Source organism: Shewanella maritima (assembly GCF_004295345.1).
In the GTDB taxonomy this organism is placed as follows: Bacteria; Pseudomonadota; Gammaproteobacteria; order Enterobacterales; family Shewanellaceae; genus Shewanella; species Shewanella maritima.
Window position 1 is genome coordinate 3,331,541 of sequence record NZ_CP036200.1, and the last position, 23,379, is coordinate 3,354,919.

13 protein-coding genes and 1 pseudogene are annotated in these 23,379 nt (G+C 45.4%); 7 read left to right on the forward strand and 7 right to left on the reverse strand.

The annotated features are described in order from the left end of the window. The first annotated feature begins 20 nt into the window (after nucleotides 1-20). The 5 genes from EXU30_RS14220 to EXU30_RS14240 all read left to right on the forward strand — a co-directional run bounded on the left by EXU30_RS14220 (nucleotide 21) and on the right by EXU30_RS14240 (nucleotide 10,839). On the forward strand, nucleotides 21-2,204 hold the full coding sequence (locus EXU30_RS14220) for a TonB-dependent hemoglobin/transferrin/lactoferrin family receptor (RefSeq protein ID WP_130601111.1): 2,184 nt from the start codon (nucleotides 21-23) through the stop codon (nucleotides 2,202-2,204). Between the two features lie 439 nt (nucleotides 2,205-2,643). Continuing rightward, on the forward strand, nucleotides 2,644-5,706 hold the full coding sequence (locus tag EXU30_RS14225; RefSeq protein WP_165399024.1) for a transporter substrate-binding domain-containing protein: 3,063 nt from the start codon (nucleotides 2,644-2,646) through the stop codon (nucleotides 5,704-5,706). 17 nt (nucleotides 5,707-5,723) lie between these two features. After that, entirely contained in the window at nucleotides 5,724-9,146 is a 3,423-nt protein-coding gene (locus EXU30_RS14230) for a hybrid sensor histidine kinase/response regulator (RefSeq protein WP_242620415.1), read from the forward strand. Beyond that, nucleotides 9,143-9,523, forward strand: a complete 381-nt coding sequence (locus EXU30_RS14235) for a response regulator (RefSeq protein WP_130601117.1) — start codon at nucleotides 9,143-9,145, stop codon at nucleotides 9,521-9,523. The genes EXU30_RS14230 and EXU30_RS14235 overlap by 4 nt, the downstream gene beginning before the upstream one ends. Before the next feature lie 122 nt (nucleotides 9,524-9,645). Then, the gene (locus tag EXU30_RS14240; protein WP_130601119.1) at nucleotides 9,646-10,839 is read left to right on the forward strand and encodes a polymer-forming cytoskeletal protein; all 1,194 of its coding nucleotides are present in this window, start codon (nucleotides 9,646-9,648) and stop codon (nucleotides 10,837-10,839) included. A gap of 257 nt (nucleotides 10,840-11,096) precedes the next feature. On the opposite strand, the gene EXU30_RS14245 is transcribed toward EXU30_RS14240, so the two are convergent. The 4 genes from EXU30_RS14245 to EXU30_RS14260 form a co-directional block, all read right to left on the reverse strand. Beyond that, complete coding sequence (locus EXU30_RS14245) at nucleotides 11,097-12,776, reverse strand: M16 family metallopeptidase (protein WP_165399025.1); 1,680 nt, start codon at nucleotides 12,774-12,776, stop codon at nucleotides 11,097-11,099. Beyond that, nucleotides 12,773-14,299 (reverse strand): M16 family metallopeptidase, encoded by a 1,527-nt coding sequence (locus EXU30_RS14250; protein ID WP_242620216.1) that lies wholly within the window; start codon nucleotides 14,297-14,299, stop codon nucleotides 12,773-12,775. Before EXU30_RS14250 ends, EXU30_RS14245 begins: the two co-directional genes overlap by 4 nt. Before the next feature lie 118 nt (nucleotides 14,300-14,417). Then, a complete protein-coding gene (locus EXU30_RS14255) occupies nucleotides 14,418-15,308 on the reverse strand; it encodes a L,D-transpeptidase family protein (protein ID WP_207234131.1) in 891 nt (296 codons plus the stop codon). A gap of 247 nt (nucleotides 15,309-15,555) precedes the next feature. Further along, nucleotides 15,556-16,482 (reverse strand): LpxL/LpxP family Kdo(2)-lipid IV(A) lauroyl/palmitoleoyl acyltransferase, encoded by a 927-nt coding sequence (locus EXU30_RS14260; protein ID WP_130601125.1) that lies wholly within the window; start codon nucleotides 16,480-16,482, stop codon nucleotides 15,556-15,558. A gap of 318 nt (nucleotides 16,483-16,800) precedes the next feature. Here EXU30_RS14260 and EXU30_RS14265 point away from each other — a divergent pair, with 318 nt between their 5' ends. Further along, entirely contained in the window at nucleotides 16,801-17,748 is a 948-nt protein-coding gene (locus EXU30_RS14265) for a hypothetical protein (protein WP_130601127.1), read from the forward strand. Nucleotides 17,749-18,054: 306 nt separating this feature from the next. Beyond that, on the forward strand, nucleotides 18,055-18,534 hold the full coding sequence (locus tag EXU30_RS14270) for a TetR family transcriptional regulator (RefSeq protein ID WP_130601129.1): 480 nt from the start codon (nucleotides 18,055-18,057) through the stop codon (nucleotides 18,532-18,534). Between the two features lie 197 nt (nucleotides 18,535-18,731). Here EXU30_RS14270 and EXU30_RS14275 read toward each other — a convergent pair whose 3' ends face one another. The 3 genes and pseudogenes from EXU30_RS14275 to EXU30_RS14285 form a co-directional block, all read right to left on the reverse strand. Next, on the reverse strand, nucleotides 18,732-20,063 hold the full coding sequence (locus tag EXU30_RS14275) for an alpha/beta hydrolase (RefSeq protein ID WP_130601131.1): 1,332 nt from the start codon (nucleotides 20,061-20,063) through the stop codon (nucleotides 18,732-18,734). A 279-nt stretch (nucleotides 20,064-20,342) separates the two neighbouring features. After that, on the reverse strand, nucleotides 20,343-21,833 hold the full coding sequence (gene pntB, locus EXU30_RS14280) for a Re/Si-specific NAD(P)(+) transhydrogenase subunit beta (RefSeq protein WP_130601133.1): 1,491 nt from the start codon (nucleotides 21,831-21,833) through the stop codon (nucleotides 20,343-20,345). Between the two features lie 11 nt (nucleotides 21,834-21,844). Further along, nucleotides 21,845-23,370: pseudogene (locus EXU30_RS14285) on the reverse strand (Re/Si-specific NAD(P)(+) transhydrogenase subunit alpha). Nucleotides 23,371-23,379: the final 9 nt, after the last annotated feature.

A 23,379-nucleotide genomic window follows, 5' to 3' on the forward strand; every position in this document is an offset into this window, starting at 1 on the left:
GTTAATTAGGGATTGAAAACATGAGTAAATTTACGCGCACCGTACTTGCTAGCGCAGTTGCTGCCCAATTTGTAATGGCGCCTAATGTCATCGCGCAGGAGTCAGCTTCAGCAGATGTTGCGAATGAATTTGAAGTGATTGTCGTCAGTGGCTCACGAACTGAAAAACCGCTGAAAGACGTTGCGGGCAGTATCTCAGTAGTTACCGCTGATGAGATTGAAAATCAGGTAGTTGATGACATGAGTCAGCTGTTTAAGTACGACCCAAGCGTGCAGGTGTCAGGTACAGCTGGTCAGGCGCAAAACATTATTGTTCGTGGTATGGGTGGTGATCGCGTGCTGATGATTAAAGATGGCATGCGCATGAACGAAGGTTATGGTGCGGACGGACTCAACGATATTGTTGGCCGTGGTTTTATTGAAACAGACACTTTAAAACAAGTCGAGGTAGCCAAAGGCGCAGCATCATCACTTTATGGTTCAGACGCGCTAGGTGGCATTGTAGTTTTCACCACTAAAGATGCATCTGACTACCTAGAAGAAGGCGAAACCTTTGCAGGTAAGGTCAAAGCTGGCCATAGCTCAAATACCAAGCAAAATAACTTGGGTACGACTTTAGCGCTGAAAACTGGTGATTTCGAGCATTTACTGAGCGCGACTGTGCGTAAAGGTGAAGAGCAGCAAAACTATAAAGAAACTAAAGCGCCGCTGGATATCGACTCTACGAGTATTCTTTACAAAGCCAAATACAACATTAACGAAAAGCAAAACCTGAGCTTGATTGTCGATAGCTGGAAGCAAGACGTAAAAGGCGATACCGCCTATGGCTTGTTAAGTTACTTCCGTACCTTAGATGGCTATGACGTGCTTGAAGAAAACAGTCTTGGCGAGAAAGATAACCTGTCAATGCAGCTGCGTTACCAAAGTACAGATGCTACAGCGATTTACGATCAATTAAATGTGTCGGTTTATCGTAATAGCACAGAGCAAACGGATACCGAATACGGCAAGCTAGATATCGATGCAAATTTTGGTTACCCAGTCGTTGAAATTCGCGATATGTGGAAAACTGCAGTTTACGAGCAAGACACAGTTGGCTTTTTATCTAATGCCAGCCTTGAATTAAACGATACTCACACCCTAGGTTATGGGTTAGATGTAGAGCAGTCTGAGTCGAAGCGCCATGAGAGTAAGCTGTACTCAGTTGAAGGCACACCAAAACCTGGTTATCCGCAAGAAGAAGATAAGTTCCCGACTACTGAAGTATTCCGCGCAGGTGTATTTGTAAATGATGAAATGCGCTTTTTAGACGGTGCATTAACCGTGACACCAGGCGTGCGTTTTGACATGTACAAAATGGACCCTAAAGGTGCGGTTAAAGAAGATGGCACTGAGTACAAAAAGTTTGACGAAAATAATGTGTCGTTCAACCTAGGTGCGCTATATCGTATTGCGCCTACCATGAACTTATTTGCTCAGTATGGTCAAGGGTTCAAGGTACCGGCTTACGATCTTGCGTATCTTGATCATGATAACTCTTTATACGGCTACAAAATTAAGCCAAGTGATGACTTGTCGCCAGAAAAGAGTGACACCTTTGAGCTAGGTTTACGTGGTCACGTAGAAGATTTTTACTTCACGGCTGCGGCGTTTTACACCAAGTATGATGACTTCTTGTCAACGGCTTTGATTGATATTGAAGAGGGCACTAACCCATACACGGGGCAGCCGATGAATATCAATATTTATCAGTACCAAAATATTGATTCAGTCACTATTAAAGGCTTAGAGTTTGCGGGCCAATACTACTTAAACGACAACGTGTCTATGTACGCTAACGCTGCATATACCGATGGCCGTGATGATCAAACTGATGATTATATTACCAGCATCTCACCGCTATCAGGTGTCGCAGGCGTTAGGTTTGAAAATGACGACTTTACCTCAGAGCTATTAGTTAACTGGGCTGCGCGCATGACTAAAGTGCCAGAAGAAAGCGTAGAAATTCCTGGCTATGCAACTATGGATTTCTTGGTCAACTACAATGTTACTGAAGACTTTAAAGTTAATCTGGCGATCACCAACCTGCTAGATAAAGAGTACGTTAAGTACATAAATGGTGCAGGTCATAAAACCAATGATACCTTGCAAGATATTACTGAAGCAGGTCGCACCTTTAGCGCCAGCGTTTCGTACAATTTTTAACATTTGTTAAATTTCGCTCAGTTTAGCTGATGCAAACAAAGGGTACCTGATATCAGGTACCCTTTTTATTTTGTAAAACACATGAAAAACAGAGTGTTACATGTGTAGATTGATTGACCGTGAGTGTTTACGCTTTATCTTGAATTGACATGAAATTTATATGAACGCGGTGATGTCAATTTGTTGTTAATTCTATGTGAGTTTACTTGTTGGTTTTGTTGGTTTTATCGTCTAGTATGCGAAAAAAAGCAGGCATTGTTTAAACACGTATAAACCTATAACTATTAGAAGCTTGCGGTAAGTTTTGTTGATCACAAGGACAGTTGATTACATGGCTATTACTCAGTTATTTGGCTGAGTTAACTCAGATTAATTGCTGTTAGAGTGGTACTTTTTAATGTGGTCGAGTTTTACTAGAGTCATCCTTTTTATGGGGGTGATGATTTGGTTTCCCGCTTTGCTTGGTGCGGGTCAATTCATCAGCCAAGCTCAGGCTCATACCAGTCAAAGGGTCAGTTATAACGATGAGCAAATTGTTCACCTTGCTCAATCTAATCGCGAAATTCTCTACCAAACTGAACTGCTAAATCGCATGATGGCCATGTATGCCTATACAGGTAACGAGTTGTGGTACGACAAACATCGTATTGCCCTCAAGCAGTTTCAGCAAACCATTGCTCAAACTAAAGTTGACTATATTCATATTGCCCCCACCACTCTAGATGCTTTATTAAAGCATGCAAAACAACTATTGGAAGCTGATAGTTACGTATTTGAGCTTGTTGACCAAGGTCAGTTTGCTAAAGCGCGAATGTATCTTGAGTCAGCCGAGTTTAAAGACAAAAAGCTTAGGCTAATTGAATCAACCCAGCAGCTTAGCAGTGAGCTTGAGCAGTACGTTAAAGTGCAGCGCAAGCAGCAACAAAACCGTTTACATCTAATTGAATTAACCGAGTCAGAAAAGCAATGGATAGCCAATAACCCAAGTGTGGTGATTGGTAATGAGATTAGCTGGCCGCCGTTTATGTACCAAGATAGGCATGGGCAGGTTTCAGGTATTAGCCATGATTTTTTACAACTCATTGAAGATAAAACAGGTCTCAAATTCACGTTATCTGAGCCCGGTAGCTATGCAGATGTACAGCGTTTGTTTCACCAAGGGCGGGTTGATTTAATTGCTGCGGCTTATTATTCCCAAGAGCGCCATAACTTAGCGATTCATACCCCAAGCTACCTGATATTAAGTGACCATATTTATGTGCGCGCCAACAGCACACTGCAACACTATGATGAGCTAAGCGATATAACGCTTGCGATCCCAGCAGGCTATGAAAATATCGCCAAAATTAAAGAGTTACTGCCTAATGTCATTGTCATTGAAACGCGCGATTTGCAAGACAGTATGGAGCGATTACAGCGCGGTGAAGTTGATGCCTTGATGGACTCGCAAAGTGTTGTGGACTTTTTGATCCGCGAGAATCAAATTACCGGTGTGAGATCGTTTGCTAGCCCGCTAGATCACAATAGCTTGCGCATGTTTGTGCACAGAGAACAGCAAATATTACACGGCATTATCGCCAAAGCCATTAACAGCATTACCCGCTATGAACGGCAAGCGATTTTATCAAAATGGTTTAACCCTGAAACCGTGGCGCAAAAGCAGCTGCAAAATACCATGTTGACAGCTGCAGAGCTGGAGTGGCTGCGCCAGCACCCAACCATTCGCTTTGCATCAGACCCTGCCTGGCGGCCGTTTGAGTACATTGATGAACAAGGTCAGCATCAAGGCATGATGTCGGATTATCTAGCGTTAATTAGTGAAAAACTAAACGTTAATTTTAAGCTTGAACCCACTGACACCTGGAACGAGTCGCTTACTGCTGTAGAGAAGCGCGAAATTGATATTTTGACTTCAGCAACCGCAACAGAGATGCGCAAGCAACATATGTCATTTACTCAGCCGCATATGACAGTACCTGCTGTGGTCATTACCCGTAGAAAAGAACCTAACTACCTAAATCTTGAGCAGTTTGGCGATCGCACCTTAGCTGTTATTGAAGGCTACTCAAGTACAGACTGGGTTACTAAGCAGTATCCACAACAAACATATCGGTACGTCGACACCATTAATGACGGCTTACGTTTAGTCTCCGAAGGTAAAGTTGATGGCTTGTTGGCGAACAAACTGTCTACGTTAGACAGTATTCATGAGATGGCGTTAGATAATCTCAAGATGAACTTTGTGACCAACTACAACTATCAATTGTCTTTTGCCGTGCGTAAAGACTGGCCGCAGTTAGTTTCGATTCTGAACAAGGTATTAGCCGATATTACGCCTGCTCAGCGCAATACAATTCGCAACAAATGGATTGGGATTGAGCTTGAAGGGGTTAGCAATAGCCTTGATATGAAGCGCGTTGACAGTGTGCCGGTCGAGCGGATGATACTCATTGCCCTTGTGGTGGTGTTGTCATTCTCAATAGTCGCTTGGTTTATGAGCCGCACTCGCGGTGATGCAATGGCGATTTATAGTTCTGGTCGTATGCGTTTTCTTGGCGTCATTAGCATCGGTTGTACCATTATTGTGGTGCAGTCTCTCACTTGGGTGTCGCTAAATAAAGAAGAGCAAATTGCACGTTTGCAGGCAGGAAAGTCGATTGATGCCACCTTGCATGCCACCAAGACCGCGCTGGATGCCTGGATTAATGCACGCATCCAATTGATTGATTTAGTCTCTCACGACCAAGATTTGAGCTATCTTGCAGATACTATCAGCAAGACTAAATCATCTCAGCAGCATCAACCACTTTTGGAGCAACTTAACGAAAAATATCACCTGCAACAAGAAGAATGGAAGCTGGTGGTGGTGAATAAAGATGGCAAAGCTCTGGTAGGTAACAGTACCGACTTACCGGCTCTAGCCCCCATGATCAAGCAACAAATGTCTGACGGTAGTGCCACTTTTGTGCCGCCACTGCGCAATGTCAATAACGACAAGGTGCAGATGTACTTTATTGCGCCGCTAGAAAATGATGTGGGTGAACCCGTCGCAGCCATTGTGGCAAAGGCCGAGCCGTTTAAAACTTTCGACCATATTTTGTCGGAGACGCAAATCGGTCATACAGGTGAAACATACGCCGTTAATCAGCGGGGGATGATGATTTCTGAAAGCCGTTATACCGAAGACATTATCAAGGCCAACTTACTGCAAAGAGGTGAGTCGAGCATTCTTAATCTTCGTCTTGCCGTGCCGCGCCAACCCCTTGATAAAGGTTGGCGATATTCTGATGGCGAGCCTCTGCCATTAACTAAAGTGGCCCAGCGTATTGTACTGGGCGAAAACGGTATCAATGTGGATGGTGCGTTTGATTACCGAGGTTATCGCACGATTTCAGCCTGGCTGTGGGATGATAAATTCAAATTTGGTCTGGTGGTTGAGATTGATGAAGATGAGGCTTTAGAGGCTATTATCTATCACGCAACACACTCTATGGCGTGTTAGGCATTTCACTGCTAGTGATGTTGATTTTAACCGCATTTACTAATTGGATTGGTGCAAGGGCAAATGGCGTATTGCTTAATGCCCGTGATGAGTTAGAAACCCGAGTAGAGCGCCGAACGCTTGAATTGAAAAGATCTCAGGCGCAGCTGCATAGCCTGATTGAGTCGGCGCCAGATGGCATGATTGTATCTGACGAGCAAGGGCGCGTAACTATGGTAAACCGTCAGGCTTGCGATATTTTAGGCTTTAGTAAACAAGAGCTGCATGGCTTAAGAGTCGATCATCTGTTCGCCACTCATTTACGCGATATTTACTTTAATCGTCACCGCACCATTACCATTCGCGGTAATCAATATGACAGTGATAAAACCTTGAGTTTGTTTGCCCTGAACAAACTGGGTGAGCAGGTGCCGGTTGATGTTAAGCTGAGCTTGATTGAAACCGAAGATGAACTGCGCGTTATTAGCTCACTGCGCGATACCAGTGAGCGCGTCGCCGCTGAAAAAGCCTTAGCTGAAAGCCGAAATTTGCTACAAACCGTTTTGGATAACTCGCCTGCATTGGTTTTTTTAAAAGACACTGAGAGTCGCTATTTATTGGTGAATGAAAAGTGGAATCAGCTGATTGGCAAAGAGGGTATAGATGCCGTTGGTCATGACGATTATGAATTTTTTACCCAAGAAGAGTCTGACGCTTTGCGGCAAAACGATCGTGAAGTGATTGAAAGCGGTGAAACGGTTACCTTTGAAGAGCGGATGAAGCAAGACGGTGTCGAGTGGGTGTATTTATCCCACAAGTTCCCCATTATGGATGAGCGCGGCGAAATCATTGCTGTGGGCGGTATTTCCACCAATATGACTGAATTGGTGCGTGCTCGCGAAGCGGCAGATGAAGCCAAAGAGGCAGCGGATAGCGCCCGTCATATGGCAGATAAGGCAAATCGAGCGAAAAGCGACTTCCTTGCCAATATGTCTCACGAAATTCGCACGCCAATGAACGCGATTATCGGCATGTCGTATTTAGCCCTGCAGACTGAGCTTGACCGCAAGCAGCAAAACCTTGTCAATAAAGTGCACCTATCAGCTAAGTCTTTGTTGGGAATTATCAATGACATTCTCGACTTTTCGAAAATTGAAGCCGGTAAGCTTGAGCTAGAACAGGTGAGTTTTGAGCTTAATGATGTACTAGTAAACTTAAGTAATCTCGTTGGCTTAAAAGCTGAAGAAAAAGGCCTTGAGCTACTCATTGATGCGCCACTATCAATCCCCAATAACCTAATTGGTGACCCACTTCGCCTTGGGCAAGTACTGATTAACTTGTGTAATAACGCAGTAAAATTTACTCACAGTGGTCAGGTGATGATTAAGGTGCGAGTTGAGCAGCAGCGCGCTGGGCATGTATGTCTTCGCTTTGAAATCCAAGATACGGGCATTGGCTTAAGTGAAGAGCAACAACAAAACCTGTTTAACTCCTTTACCCAGGCCGACTCATCAACCACGCGCCAATATGGTGGTACAGGACTCGGATTGGCGATTAGTAAATCTCTGGTCGAAAAGATGTCTGGCACTATTGGGGTTGAAAGTGCGGTAAATTGCGGCAGTCGTTTCCACTTCACAGCTAGTTTCGCCACACAAACTCATAGACCTTTATTACCAGAAGTGCCAGCGAAACTGGCAGGACTGAGAGTGATAACTATCGATAATAGTGCAAGCGCTCGGGCAGTACTTGATAGCCAGCTGCAGTCATTTGGGTGTGAGGTGAGCAGTCAACCTTCGCTGGCTTCGGCCAAGGTATTATTGACTACAGGCAGTGTCGCTAACGCTGACTTGATTGTGCTTGACGCTCACTCCTTAACGGATGCACCGCTTGAAATACGCGAAGAAGTATTACACAAACAGAGTCTAGAAGCGGTACCAGTGATTGTTACCGTGGGTGGCAGTGAGCAAGCGCTAGCAGATTGTGTAATAGATAAGTTATCACCCGATTGTTTGCTTAATAAGCCGGTGCTTGCTCCAAGCTTAATGAGTTCTGTCATTAATAAGCTAAATGGTATTAAGGCCAATGCAGTGACAGGTTTAGGGGCGATTGATTCTTTTAATAACGATACCCGCAAACTTAAAGGTTCGCGCATTTTACTGGTAGAAGATAACGACATTAATCAGGAGCTAGCCTACGAGCTATTGACGGGCAATGGGCTTAAAGTTGAAGTGGCCAACGATGGTTTAGAGGCACTTGAAATCATGCGTCAACACAGTTTTGATGCCGTTCTCATGGACTGCCAAATGCCTGTCATGGATGGTTATGAAGCCGCCAAGGCCATACGAACTAATGCTGACGGGCAGCAAATACCTATCATTGCCATGACAGCAAATGCCATGGTGGGTGATAAAGACAAGGTATTGGATGCTGGTATGAATGACCATATTGCTAAACCTATTAGCGTGAAGGACATGTTCCGCACCATTGCCAAGTGGGTTGAACGGACAAGTGCTGCGCCTGATGAAGCAGTATTGCAAGCCTGTGATATTAAGAGTAATGACACTATTGAGAAGCCTGCTGAACAATCAATAATGTTACCAACAGTGCAACCTGCAACTGAGCAAGCACTCTTGGATGCATGTGAAAAGCAAGCCGCTCAAATCACTATTGTAGGTCTAGATACAAGGCTTGGTCTGAGCATTTGCCAGCATGACAGTAAGTTGTATTGCAGATTGTTGGCTAAGTTTGTTCGTGCAAATACTGAGTTTGAGCTGCAATTTACTGATGTTTTAGCGCGCTCTATTGTTGAGGCTGAGCGCTACGCGCATACGCTAAAAGGTGTTGCGGGCAATATCGGGGCGCTGCGTATTCAAGCGATGGCGAAAGCGCTAGAGGCTGCCTGTGAATCTCAAGCTGATAGTGCTGAAATCAAGCGGCAAGCTAAGCAAATTGGTGTCGAAGTTGACGCGCTTATTGCCGATATAAAAGTGCATTTAGATGTGGATACTTGCAAAGGTTTGGGCACTGATGATACTGAGCAACAAGCGGAATCAATCACCCAAAACCTGAATAATAAATCCATAGCAGATCAGCAGCTACAGTCGCTAATTACTGAGTTATATCGCTTATTACTTGATGATGACACTGACAGTAGTGATGTGATGGAGCAAGTTTTACCTTGGATAGTCAATGATGAAGCTACATTTAACCAAGATGTGCTTGCTAGGTTTAATGCACTGTCTGCGTTAATTGGAGGTTATGATTACTACGCCGCCAGTGAGTTACTTGAGACTATTGCGACCGAGGATTTGGCGATGTCGCTGAAAAGTACCGATGAGCAAATTAACATCAGCGAGCCAATTAACACCAGTGAGCCAATTGGCCCCAGCGAACTAGTTGATCACAGCGAGCAAGCTAAAAACAGTGTGCAAACTACAGATGCTGGGCTGGTTGATGCATGAGTAAGTCAGTTATTTTAGTCGTTGATGATACGCCGGAAAATATCGATGTGATTAGCGGCGTCCTCAAACCCGAATATAAAGTCAAAGCGGCGATTAGCGGTGAGGCAGCGTTGAAGATAGCAGCGCGTAAACCTCAGCCGGATTTAGTTCTGCTCGATATTATGATGCCAGGTATGGATGGTTTTGAGGTGTGCCAGTACCTTAAAGCCGACCCGAAAACAGCGCACATTAAAGTGTTATTTGTGTCTGCCAAAACCGAAATCAGTGATGCGCAGCGGGCATTAAATCTTGGCGCGGAAGACTACATCACTAAACCCATCAATCCTCAGGAAGTGAGGCTTATTGTTAGAAAACAATTGCTTAATAAGTCTGCTTAATTTGAACTATCAATTTGAGCCTGATACCGATGAGCAGCAAATCAGACTGCTATACGCTTTTTATGTCATGCATTTTAGATTAGTATTTTGTCTTTAGTTTGATTGCCCACAAGGACAAGGTAATGAATAGCAAGGCCAAACAAGCCACAGTGATCGGCGCGCAAATGAACCTGCAAGGGGAGATGGATATTCAAGGTCCAGCGACGATTGCAGGGCATACCAATGGTGTGATCCGTTCTAGCGCCGATATTGTGATTGAGCAAGGCGGCCTTGTTGAAGGTGAGCTTTATTGCCAAAGCGTTAAAGTCTGTGGTCAGTTCAAAGGTAAATTGTTTTGCAACAAGCTGATTATTGTTAGCTCAGGTGTGGTTGATGGTGAGGTTTCCAGCCATCAGATGGAAATCTATGACGGCGGACAGTTTATTGGTAAGCGCACCAAAGGGCCTGATGCCGATACCTTGCCAGATTTTACGGTCAACTCTGAGGCTAATGACACTGCTGATGACGAAACCACAGTGCAAGCTAAGCAAACCGTCAAGGCCGCAAAATCTAGTAAACCTGCGCCTAAGATTGAATCAGCCGCTGAGAGTAGCGATAGCTTAGGCGCCAGATTTGAAGCGCAAACTGCTGGCGCAAGTATCGATGCCGCTAGCGTCTCCTCTAGCACTGCTAAATCACCAACAAATGCAGCAGATGAACTAGCTACAGAGTCAAGTTCAAGCAATAAGTTACCTACCAAGTACCTAGTGGCCGTTATCGCTATGCTGGCTGTGGTGGTGTACATCATTGGCGGGCCAATGCTGCAATCGACTAGCTCGACTAATTCAACTTCAGCTTCGCCGTTAACCTCACCGTCAACGATTACGTCCCAAACAGCAAAACCTTTGCCGGTAGCTAAGCCAGCAGTCGAGTCTCAAGCGAAGCCAGAAGTTGAGTCAGAACCGACTTCAAATGCCAACGATGCTGTAAGCGATGAAAACACAAGCGCGGCTTCAGATGATTTAGAGGCTGCAGAGCCAACAGTTTCTGCTGTTCAAAAAGCCAGTGAGCCGAAATTGTTTGCCGCGCCTGATGCCAACGCGCAAACCGAGAAGAAACGAGCGCCGATTTCGGTTACTCAAGCATCTCAAACTGCAAGTGCGGTAGTTAAGAGCGCAGACAGCGTGCAAAATGAGTTAGCAGACGGTATTGAAAACAAGGCTGAACAAGCGACAGAGGCGCTGGAAAAAGTGGCTGAGCCTAAATTGTTTAATGAAGAAAAAGATAGCTCGGATAACCCACAACCTGCAGTGCAAGATGATACTGCAGGTCAGTAGTCATAATGGTTGAAGCTTAGCCTCACTTGTAAGGATAAATAGCGCCAGGGCAAGATCATGAGCATTTCTCGTGCGTTTTCTTATGGGATTAATGAGCTTTGAGTAAGCAAGCCTCTTTAGCAGGGATGCTAAAGCGGAGCCCTTAACGTAACCTTAGGGGATGATTATACGGCGTCTTGCGCAATCAAAGTTCTTTAACCCTTAGTGTATGGCTAATAATTAATTACTCATGCGTTCGCCCTGTAAATAGCGCCCGTTTAGGGCTTTATTTCTTCAATTTTCCAGTTATTTCTTTCTACTTCCAGCACTTTGTCTGCCGACAATTTATTGTCCAACACGCCACTGTTAGCCAATGCCTCTAGGCCTTTAACCAGCGGCTTGGCAATGTCATCTTTATCGCCTCTAAGTACGATGACGGGGTTGGTTAGGTATAGCTGAGCAAAGCGAGACAATTCATCTGCACTAAGTTGCTCAAGTGCATCATAAAAAGCTTGATCGCGATCTTGCAGCTCAGTTCCTTGTGCAACTTGCCCCATAATCCATGGGGTTAAAAAGCTATTTTCAACCGCGCGCTGACTATCATGTCTCAGTTGTTGTTTACCAAGCAAATAGTCTTTTAGCGCTTTGAGCTCAGCATCTTGAGGTGATTGGCGTTGCAGCAAGGCAACGTGCTGCAGTATGCCGCTAACGAACTGTGTGGTATCAGCTTTGTCTGTACTGCCATATATGGTGAGGTATTGCCCAAGTGGCGCATCGACACAATAGGCGTAGACGCCATAAGTTAGCCCGCGCGTTTCACGTAAATCATAAAACAAGCGTCCTGAGTATGAGCGGCCAAGTAGTGCGGCCAATGACTCACATGCTAGGCGGTTGTAGCGCGCATCAGTGACCGAGTTTGCAAACAAATAGCCAATGCGCAGCTGAGTCTGGACTGTGCCTGGCTTGTCGATAATGGCAATGGGTTTTAAGGTCAAGTTTTGCGTATCTGCAGAACGGTTAGCCTGCTTTTTAGTTTGAGCATGCCTTACTACAGATTGCGTATTTAGAAATTGAACGTCGCGTGTTGGCTCCTTTAAACCTGCTGTGCTAAACACGTGCCACTGCAGGCTTTGATAGGTACTGGCGAACAACTCAGTGAGTGATTCTATCGTTAGGCTGTCGATGGCTTGCTGGTTATTCACCTCGCTTGCGTAAGGATGACTAATGCCTAACAGGCGCTTACGATAAGCTAAGTTTATCTCACTCCCAGTAAAGGCGCCAATATGACTATCTAGCTTGAGTTTGCGCTTAAGCAAATCAAGGTTGATCCCGGTTATCTTATCCCCAGCTTTTGTCTTGGTCTGCAAGTTAGCTAGCTGCTGCCACAACTGCTTAGCGAGCTTTAGCTTGGTCTCATAACTCGCCTCACAATGCATGCTAATGACAATGCGGTGCAAAGTTGCTGAAAAACTGATGCTATTTAGGCAGCGTGTAATTTGCTCTGGTTTAGCATTGACTACTGCCAACTCCCTAAGAGCTGCTTGTTCGATGAGCGCCAATTGCTGCGCATACAGCTCAAAGGCTTTAAGCAAAATATCAGGGTTGGCAATGGCTCGCGTCTGGCTGATGCCAACTAGCGAAAAACGATGCGTTGAGAGGGGAAACTGGCTCAGAGACCACAAATGCTGATAGCTAGCATCATTAAGCTTATGGCTGAGTGGCGCGGGCGGGCTTTGATAGCTTAGCTTTGCTGCAAGGGGCGGTAAGTTTGTTGCTTGTGAGTCAAATTGCGGCAAGGTTGGGGTTATTGTAGCGGCGCTATCACTTGTTGAGTTGGCAGCGACTTGGACCGAGCTTTCACCATTAGTCTGTTTGTGCTGGCAGGCAACTAGCATTAGCAGCAAAAAGGTGGCAGCGAGTTTATTTATCAAGGGGATTAGAGAGCCAATTCGCATCATAAGGCTTGCTCCTCTAACCATTGAGACCAGGATTTAGGTAGCCACTCAAGCAAGGTTTTTCCACTGCGAATGTACCAAGCAGGGAGCATGTCTAATCTAACGGCTTTGTGTTGGTAATACTTGGCAGCAACTCGGGCCATGTCGTCACTGGTAACCTGATTGGTTCTTTGCCAGGGTGAAGTCAGTGGCGTGCGTTTGTCCCGTAACTGACTGTTAGAAAGCATATTTGCTAGGGTTAATGGTGATGCAAGTTTAGCGAGCTTAGTTTCTAAATAGGCGGCTTTGACGTTGCACAGTTGCGGTTCACTAATGCCATTTTTTACCACATCATCAATAAGTGTCTCGACAATGGTTGCTAACTCATCTAGAGATTCGTTGGCTCTAGGTACTAGGACGATATTGGCGACGCCATGATGCTCAAGGGCTAAGGGATAAGATAAATGCAGCATGGTTTGCTGCGCTCTCGTTGTGCGCCTTGCCAGTAAACTGTCTCTTTGTTGAAACAGGTATTGGTTGAGCAGGGCGATAGCTTCTGCGTCTTGATGATTGCGCCCTACTGTATGCCAAGCCATTAGTACCGCTGGCCATGGGCCGCGCTCGTCCACAATACTGCCATGACTGGCTTTAGCATCTATCTGTAAATCATTAAATCTACTGGGCGCTGCAGTCGATTTTTGCCAATCGGCAAACTCATGCTCGATGAGTTCAAGCGTGTTGTCAGGTAGGGCGCCGATCAAGGTCATTTGCGCATAGTCAGGGCGATAATAATGCTGATGGAATGCCATTAAGCTAGCTTTGTCCGCCTGCATTAAATCTGCCTTGGAGCCAATGACTGCGTGGCCATAGGGCGTCCCTTTTACTTGCTCGAGTAAATACTCCATGGCTTGACGTACATAAGGTTGGTTATCAATCGCGCCAGCCATTTCTTGTAGCACAGCGCCTTGCTGGTTGGCTATTGTGTCCTCGGTGATAACTGGTCGCCTTAACCTGTCAGCCTCAAGGTATAAGCCTAGCGCTAAAGCCTGTTTTGGCAGCTGAGCATAATAGCGAGTGAAGTCAAAAAAGGTGCTGGCATTAAAGCGGGCGCCAATGCGGTTCATTTGCTGGGCATAACCATCGCCAGGCAAGTTTTCACTGCCTTTGAATAGTAGATGTTCAAACAGGTGCGCGTAGCCTGTTTGCCCTTGAGGCTCGTTGCGAGACCCCACATTAAACAAGGTTGAAATATTTACGGTTTGCTGTTGTGGTTGCGGCAATAAACGTACGCGAAGGCCGTTTTCTAACTGGTGATACTCGATGTTTTGTTCAAGTTCGAATAGCGGTTTGGCAAAACTATCGAGCTGGCACTGCTGGGCACTTTTTGCATTAGGGGCATGGTTTGTATTAGGTACATGGCTAGTATTAGCTGCATAGCCGCTCGCAGAGATAAGCGTGCTGGCCGCAAAGATGCTCGATAATAGTAACGACTTGACGAGCACTGACAAAGGGCTGGCAATATTGGGGAGTTTGTCACGACTTAACACAGGCAATCCATTAGCAATCTAAGGCGTTTACTTAACTTAATGGATTTAGGTTAACCATAAAAAAAGGCTTTCTCAACAAAGCCTTTTAACTTTCGTCATGACACTAACATTATAGGTATCATGGATTAATACGCGTTGGCATGCCTGTACGTTGCTCAAGTAAACGCTTGATCACAAATGAGTCAGTTTCAGCATGGGCGATAAAGCGGGTGACTTTGCGGTCCAGTTCCAGCATTACTGGCTCATTAGACTCAAACTCTTCCTGGGTGCGAGATAGTGGCTCGTGCACCTCAACGTAGCGGCCTCCGTTAGACTCTTCTGCGACTTTAACTGGCTGGTTGATAAACTCAACTCGAGTGCCAACTGGCACGCTATTAAATAGATGCTCGATATCATCATCTCGCAGACGTACGCAACCCTGACTTACACGCAGGCCAATACCAAAGTCGGCATTGGTGCCATGCAGCGCAAATAAGTTTCCTACATATAAAGCAAATAAGCCCATTGGGTTGTCAGGCCCTGCAGGCCATACATCCGGCAGGGTGACACCTTTTGCTGCGTAAATTTCACGGGTGTTTTTTGTTGGTGTCCAGGTAGGGTTCGCGCGCTTGCGATAGACCTTAGTTACCCAGTTTTCCGGTGTGTCGCGACCCACTTGACCAATACCAATTGGCAGCACGGTAACGCTGTTGCTGTTCTTGGGATAGTAGTAAAGACGCATTTCAGCAATGTTAACGACAATCCCTTCACGCTTAGTATTGGGCAGGATCAGTTGATGCGGAATAATCAGGGTGCTACCTGGAGTAGGCAGGTAAGGGTCTACACCCGGATTAGCTTGCATCATGTTGGTCAAACCTAGCTGGAATTTAGCAGCAATTGCTTCGAGTGTGGTTTTGCCCTCAGGTACTACATAGTACTGGTTTTCACCTACCACGCTATTGCCATTAGTTGGTAGTCGATACTCAACGGCGTGAGCTGCAATGCTTAACAGAGCATAGCTCGCAATCATAGCTGGTTTAATGGTTGATTTTACTAACTTTGCACAGCGTGAAAACAGGGTGTTCATGTATCAGTCTGGATCCTGAGTGAGAGGGCAATACTACTTAACGCGCATCGTCACTTATTTACTGCCAAAATTCAATAGTTTTGACGACTCGCTTTGGTTGCTCTTGTAATTCTTGCCCATAAAAAATGCCCCAGATGTGAGTATCAGGGGCATTGTTGTTTATGTTTCTCTTGTTCAGATTAGCCAAGCATTAATCGTACAACGAAGCTGGCGCTTCTGGCGGGCGGGTTTTGAAGCGACGGTGCAGCCACATATATTGGCTTGGATTCTTATCGATAATCTGTTCGATAATTTTATTGCCGCGAATGGCATCGCTCACTTCATCTTCACCTGGGAAGTTATCTAATGCAGGCATAATCTCAATGTTGTAACCAGTATCATCTTGATTACGCTCAACAAAAAATGGCAACACTTTAGCGCGTCCCAGTTTAGCGAGGGTGGTTGCGCCAGTAATAGTGGCAGCTTGATCTACAGCATAAAATGGGATGAACACTGCGCTTGAGGGGCCAAAATCCTGATCTGCGGTGTACCAAATGACGTCAGGCTTGCGAAGTGACTTTACCATTTGCCTTAAGTCACGTTTAGGGACTAAGCCCTTGTTTGAGCGCAGACGACCTTTGACCTGTAGGTATTCCATAACCGGGTTGTCGTGGGGGCGATAAACGCCAATACCAGGTTGGAACTGACCAAAAATACGTGCGCCCATCTCCAATGGTAAGCAGTGCACTGCAAACAAGATCACTCCCGTGCCATTGTCGATATTGTTGGTGACATGCTCTTTGCCTTTAATGGTCATGTGGCGCTGGATTTTCGCATCAGACCACCACCAAGCATTGATGGTATCAAATACTGCTTTACCGGTTTCTTCAAAGTTTGCATCGAGCAACTGTTGTTGTTGCTCTGTCGTCATATTTGGGAAGCAAAGCTCTAAATTGCGCCGAGCCGTTTTTGAGCGGCCTTTGACTAGCTTTTGCACTGCGCGACCAAGCGCAGCGCCCATTTTCATTTGCCAGCGCAATGGTAACAATAAGGTAAGACGCATCATGCCTACTGCAAACCACATTAGCCAATATTTTGGGTGGCATAACTTTGCCGAAAATTGAGCTTGCTCGACCACAAATCACTCATCTAACAATTAAAAATTATGCTTATTCTAACTCATTTCTAGGGCAATATTGGTTACAATCATGGTTAATTTCTAAGATACGTGAATTGAAAATGCCCTTAACACTCGTCACTGCTGAAAACTTAGCCCAATGGATTTGGCTCGATGATCAAGATTAAGTCTCGTTTAGCGAGCGTTAACTTATTGGCGACTGGCTTATTCAGTCTAAGTGCACGTTTGTGGTTTTGTCTCATGTTGGTTTTATCAAATCTAATGCTTGCGCCAAATACAGTGGGACAGAGTATCAGCGTCGAAGCTAGGTCAACCTCTATGAGTCAGGAGTTCAGTAACCAGGAAGTCAGTAGCCAGGACATGAGTGACACGGTTTCAAGTGGTCAAATAGCAACACGTTACAGCCACAAAGATATTATCGCTAAGATTGACCATCACTTAGCGCACCAGCTGTCTCACTCCTGGCTTGATATAGATGCTCACAAGGTGTTGCTATGTTCTGCCCTGACGCTAACCGAGTGTTTCGCTCAGTCGCCAGCTTTAAGTCAAAGCGCTTTGTTTAGCTCAGCATCGGTAAAGCGTCAGCTTGGGCTCAAGCATGCTATGGTGCTGCATCTAGGGCAGAGTGATTTACTTGGTGTGATTATCTATAACTTACAAGCCCCTCAGTTAAGCGCCATTGGTGTGGTTGATCTCATTCCTTATCACATCCCACTTGAGCAGCAGACAAAGCTATCGATTATTCATGAGTTAGGGCACCTGCAGAATATCCTGCTGCAAGATACCTTGTTTTCCGAGCGGCTTTCCCGCTATCAGCATGAGTGGCTGGCCGATATGTACTTGTTTTGGCACATGGCGCGAGATCAAGCTGGGCGTGATTTAATTTGGCAGCAATTGCATAGACGTAATTTGGCGATGATGAGTGATAGTAGTCGTATTAGCCATTGGAGTGCGCCGCAGTTGCAGTATTTGTTACAGACATATTCGCCGCAGATACTGCAAAGTTTTACGGGGTATGCGAGTTTTGCAACTGATGCGTTGGCACAAATCCCAAACTGGAATGATGATGAGCTTGCCGAGTTTACAAGCTTAGTGCAGCGCACTTTTGGTAATGATGTCATACAAATTCTTCCCCGCTATATGTTTTGGCGTCAAGAGCAGTTGATCCATACCTTAACGCCAACCCTCGTTAAATTAATGGGTAAGCACAAAACTCAGCTTTGGCTTAGCCGTCAGTTTGTAATGGCTGAAAATTTATCGCTATAAATCATAGATTAACAAGCTATACATGTGTGTATTTTGGTGGCTATTCTGTAAGCTTTTTGTGAAATATTAGATCTTTGAAACATTTATTTACGATTACAATTTTGTGTATTTACTGAACATATTGTGAAAGTGATAGTCTTTGATTTTTAAAGCAAAAAAATTATTTACAAGCCTATTGTTCGGTAAAGTGTTATGTGCTGGTATGTTATGCGGTTAAAAATGTTGTTAAATCGAAATTAGTTAGCAGATATTTCTAATGCCGTCTGGTAAGCTCATTTTGAAATTAGATGAGAGAGACCTAGTTGTATGGCAAAACGTTCACGCGTAGAAACTGAACGCACAGTTAACTACATTTTAGATGAAGCCTTAAACCAAATTTTGACGATCGGATTTGAAGCCATGTCTTACACGACGCTTTCAGATGCGACAGGGATAAGTCGAACCGGGATCAGTCATCATTTTCCTCGTAAAACCGAGTTTCTAGCTAAGCTGGACATGCGTATCGGTCAGTTGTTTGTTGATGAGTTAAATTTCACATCACTGGAACTGCTTGAATCGTCATGGAATGCTGCTATGAAACAGCCACGACACCTTGCTGTGTTAAAGCTGTACTTTAGCTTGTGTGGTGCGAGTCAAAAAGGCATTAGTTTCTTCACTGCAATTGAGCATGCTAAAGAACAAGCTGGTGAGTTATTAGGCGCAGAAGGTGAGCGCTGTATCGATAACTTGATCGGCCGTAGCTCAGTGATGTTACTAACTAACAATGTAGAAGAACTTGCTGCGTAGTAATGATTGATGACCTGAGCATTAGATATCAGGCATTAGACATTCGAATTCAAGTCAGTTACCTACTGATAAAAAGCGCTCGCTGGAAACAGCAAGCGCTTTTTTAATGCCTATAACTCAGTCACTCAGCCTGCTAGCAAACGAAGCGGTGAAGATAGTTTCAACCCGCTTGAAGTATCTCTAGTTGGTAAATGCGTTTAGTCGGTAAAAGCATCTGGCGCCAACTCCCAATAACCCCATGACTCATATTGATATTGCTTGGCGAGCTTAACAGCTTGTTGATGGTGTTGTTTGGCAAGCCTACTGTTATCAAGGGCTTCATATGTTTTACTCATTTGTTGATGCCAGTTCGGGTGATGCTCACCTTGAGCGCTAACTTGCTTTAAGATTTGCAGTGACTTTTGTGGATCTTTGGTGGCGACAAAGCCCTTTGAAAATGCGATGACAACTTCTAAATACGACTCTGGAAAGTCCTGTTTGATAGCTGCTAATACTTGGTCAACTTTGGTGTGCTGTTTAGAGCGAAATAGGTATTTTGCTAGGTGATAGGCTTGTAGCCAATCAAAGCGAAACCCTGCCCATTGCGACTGCTTTCGCTTAAAGTGCGCCAACAGTGCCTGATAGTCAGCAAACTCCAGCATTGGGTCTAAATCAACGTAATAGTTGGGCGCAAGAAACTCCAATCCCGCAACAATGGATGGCATAGCTGTCGAATAATGGGTTTCATCAGCAAACACCTGATAGCCGTAGCGCAAGTTTTGATCTGTATGCGCACTAAAAAGTTTATCCAACTCGGCAACGCCCATCCCTTTCTCGTTAGCGAGTGTCATAAACAGCTCGGTTTTTGGTTTAGTTTTCAAAAAGCGCTGTAGTTGCTGCTCTATATTGTTGCCGTCGTACCACGCGCTTGGGCTAAAAGCCAAAAATGCGTTAAAAGGTGTGCTTTCTTGTATCATGCTATACAAGGTGAATAGCCCTCCCAATGAATAGCCTGACAGGGCTTTAGCGTCAGTGGTGCGATACTCGCTATCGATTAATGGGATTAATTCCTGGCTTAAATAGGCTTGCAGTTTATCTGAGCCGCCAAATTCGCTGCCTTCTTTTTCAGACTCCCAGGTATTGGCGTACAGATAATCTTTTTGCCCCTGCATAGCGATGCCCACAACGATTAGCGGTGGGATTTTGCCCATGCGCGCAAGGGTGTGGGCTGCGGCAGAAACGTGGCGAAACTGGAAGTCGCCATCAATAACATACAGCACGCTGTAGTGTCTTTGGGTGCCCGGAATTTGCATGTGATAACGCTCAGGCAATGCAACCATATAGCGGCGTTTAGCGGCAAATATTTGAGATTGATGTTCAAACACCTGACCGTAGCTAAGACTTTGTGAAACAGGGGTTTGTGAAGCAAGGCTATGTGAAACAGGGTTTTTGTGAGTGTCGTCTGCATTTACCTTAGCGCTATAGCTAAGCAGAGCTACCACAGTAAATAAACCGATAACGGCGTTAAGCAGAGAAGAAACAGTGCGCATGCCGATCTCCTTTTGGCAAAAGCTAATTCTATAAACTGAAAAAATGGGTTGAGAAGAAAAAGGTTAATAAACAAAGGTCGGCAGGCACTTTATCGCTTAAGTGACTGAAAATGCTAGCTGTTAGACTAAAGTGTTAAACGCTGAAACACTTGTTTAGTGTTAGCTTAAGTTTACTGGCGTGCCGTTTATCTGCAGGCGAGTGTTGAGTTTTAGGTAAAAAAATACCAGCTCGCATAGTTAACAACGAGCTGGTATTTGCTTTTCTATCTAACGTTTAGCTTAAAGCGCTTTAAGAATCGCTTCTACGCTGTCTTTCGCATCGCCAAATAGCATTTGGGTATTGTCTTTGAAGAACAATGGGTTTTGCACGCCGGCATAACCTGTATTCATTGAACGTTTAAAGGCAATTACGTTTTGCGCGTTCCATACTTCTAATACTGGCATACCTGCGATTGGGCTGTTTGGATCTTCCATTGCCCCTGGGTTAACCGTATCGTTAGCGCCGATAACCAGTACGGTATCTGTGTCTGAGAAGTCATCATTAATCTCATCCATCTCTAACACTACGTCATAAGGTACTTTTGCTTCAGCAAGCAGTACGTTCATATGACCAGGCAGACGACCCGCAACCGGGTGAATACCAAAGCGCACAGTAATACCTAAATCGCGTAGCTTTTTAGTGATTTCAGCAACTGGATATTGCGCCTGGGCAACCGCCATACCATAGCCTGGGGTGATGATAACTGAGCTAGATGCTTTTAGCTGCTCAGCTACATCTTCAGCTGTAGTTTCTCGGAACTCGCCCATTTCTTCATCACCAGATGCTGCAGTGCCATCGCTACCAAAGCCACCTGCAATGACCGAGATAAATGAGCGGTTCATCGCCTTACACATGATGTAAGACAGGATTGCACCAGAAGAGCCTACTAGCGCACCGACTACAATCAGTAGGTCGTTTGATAGCATGAAACCTGCAGCAGCTGCTGCCCAACCTGAGTATGAGTTGAGCATAGAGACGACAACTGGCATGTCTGCCCCGCCAATCGATGCAACTAGGTGCCAACCAAAGGCAAAAGCAATTAGCGTCATGATGATCAGCGGTGTCATAGCGCCGCCAGCTTGTACGAATTGGATCATTAGGATTAATGACACAACAACGGCAGCCAGGTTGAGCTTATGACGGTGAGGTAGCATTAGCGCTTTAGATGGAATTAAACCGCGCAGCTTACCAAAAGCTACCACAGAGCCTGTGAAGGTCACTGCGCCAATGAATACGCCTAGGAACACCTCAACTAGGTGAATGTTTAGCATAGCGCCAGTGAGGTGCGCGTCATGAGCGCTTGCCTGCTGGCTTGCTTCAACAATCGCGGCTTTGGCTGCTTGCAGTGACGCATGAACGTCATCACCTAGCGTTACCACTACTTCATTGACCGCTTGTGGGTGCAGGTCAATAAAGCTGTTAAAGCCAACTAATACTGCTGCCATACCGACAAAGCTATGCAAAATTGCCACTAGCTCAGGCATTTCAGTCATTTCAACTTTAAGCGCGAAGCGAATACCAATTGCGCCACCAATAACCATCGCCAGGATGATCCAGTGAACGCCGTGTGTTTCTGGATTTAGGATGGTCGCGCCAAGCGCAATGGTCATCCCGATGATACCGAATATGTTACCGTTCTTAGCCGTTTCTTGTTTTGATAACCCAGCTAGGCTGAGAATAAAAAATACTGCGGCAACGATATATGATGCTGTAACCAGTCCTTGAGACACGATAATACCCCTTAATCTTTACGGAACATTTTCAGCATGCGCTGAGTGACGGTGAAGCCACCAAAAATGTTAATGCTGGCAATGAGAACCGCGATAAACGATAGTGCGGTGACCAGTGCTGAGCCACTTCCTATTTGCAGTAATGCGCCCACCACAATGATGCCTGAAATAGCATTGGTGACCGACATTAGCGGAGTATGCAGTGCGTGGGTTACGTTCCAAACGACGTAGTAACCAACCACACAAGACAGTACGAATACCGTGAAGTGTGACAGGAACTCAGGTGGTGCAACCTGGGCAATCATGCCAAAGGCGGCAATACCTGCTGCGCCAAGAATGTACTTGAGCTTAGATGGCTTTTTCTCTTCTTTAACGGGTGCTTCTACTTTGGGCGCGGCTTGTTGCGGCGCGGCAGAAACCGAAATTGCTGGTGGTGGGAAGGTGATTTCGCCATCGCGAGTCACTGTCATGTTACGCATGACAACATCGTCAAAGTCTAAGACTGCATTGCCGTCTTTTTCTTTGCACATAAGCTTCATTAGGTTAACTAGGTTAGTACCGTAAAGCTGTGATGATTGCGCCGGTAGGCGACCTGGAAGGTCAGTGTAACCAAGTACTTTAACGCCATTATCAGTAACGATTTTCTCGCCTGTTACTGTGTACTCACAGTTACCGCCAGTTGCCGCTGCAAGGTCAACAATCACGCTACCGCTCTTCATGCTATCAACCATTTCTTTGGTGATAAGCTTAGGAGCAGGGCGACCTGGAATAAGCGCGGTGGTGATGATGATATCGACTTCTTTTGCTTGCTCGGCAAAAAGCGCCATTTCAGCAGCGATAAATTCATCCGACATCACTTTAGCGTAACCGTCTGATGAGCCGCTTTCTTCGTTTTCAAACTCAAGTTTTAAAAACTCACCGCCCATTGACTCGATTTGCTCGGCAACTTCTAAGCGGGTATCGAATGCACGCACAACCGCGCCTAGTGAGCCTGCTGCGCCAATTGCGGCTAAGCCCGCAACACCTGCGCCAATGACCAATACTTTAGCTGGTGGTACTTTACCTGCGGCAGTGATTTGTCCGGTGAAGAAGCGACCAAATTCATGTGCTGCTTCAACCACTGCTCGGTAGCCACCAATGTTGGCCATTGACGAAAGCGCATCTAATGACTGGGCGCGAGAAATACGCGGCACCATGTCCATTGCCATTACTGTGATGTTCTTTTGTGAAAGTTTTTCAACCAGCTCAGGATTCTGTGCAGGCCAAATGAAGCTCACTAAGATAGTGCCTGCTTGCATTTGCTCGATTTCGTCATCCGTTGGTGCGTTAACTTTAAACACTAAGTCAGCTTGATACGCACTATCTACAACTTCTGCCCAGCAGCTTCAAACGCAGCATCATCAAAGCTAGACAAATTGCCTGCTGCTTTTTCGATGGCCACGCTAAAGCCGAGTTTTTGTAGTTGTACTACAGTCGCCGGCGTCGCTGCGACGCGGGTTTCACCTGCAATACTTTCTCTCGGTATTCCAATCTGCATGACTGTTCC

Excerpts from the sequence above, each read along its gene's own strand:
- EXU30_RS14265 (WP_130601127.1), top strand. The coding sequence starts at position 16,801 with ATGAGTCAGGAGTTCAGTAACCAGGAAGTCAGTAGCCAGGACATGAGT.
- EXU30_RS14270 (WP_130601129.1), top strand. The coding sequence starts at position 18,055 with ATGGCAAAACGTTCACGCGTAGAAACTGAACGCACAGTTAACTACATT.
- EXU30_RS14220 (WP_130601111.1), top strand. The coding sequence starts at position 21 with ATGAGTAAATTTACGCGCACCGTACTTGCTAGCGCAGTTGCTGCCCAA.
- EXU30_RS14275 (WP_130601131.1), bottom strand. The coding sequence starts at position 20,063 with ATGCGCACTGTTTCTTCTCTGCTTAACGCCGTTATCGGTTTATTTACT.
- EXU30_RS14225 (WP_165399024.1), top strand. The coding sequence starts at position 2,644 with ATGATTTGGTTTCCCGCTTTGCTTGGTGCGGGTCAATTCATCAGCCAA.
- EXU30_RS14230 (WP_242620415.1), top strand. The coding sequence starts at position 5,724 with ATGTTGATTTTAACCGCATTTACTAATTGGATTGGTGCAAGGGCAAAT.
- EXU30_RS14240 (WP_130601119.1), top strand. The coding sequence starts at position 9,646 with ATGAATAGCAAGGCCAAACAAGCCACAGTGATCGGCGCGCAAATGAAC.
- EXU30_RS14245 (WP_165399025.1), bottom strand. The coding sequence starts at position 12,776 with ATGATGCGAATTGGCTCTCTAATCCCCTTGATAAATAAACTCGCTGCC.
- EXU30_RS14235 (WP_130601117.1), top strand. The coding sequence starts at position 9,143 with ATGAGTAAGTCAGTTATTTTAGTCGTTGATGATACGCCGGAAAATATC.
- EXU30_RS14255 (WP_207234131.1), bottom strand. The coding sequence starts at position 15,308 with ATGATTGCGAGCTATGCTCTGTTAAGCATTGCAGCTCACGCCGTTGAG.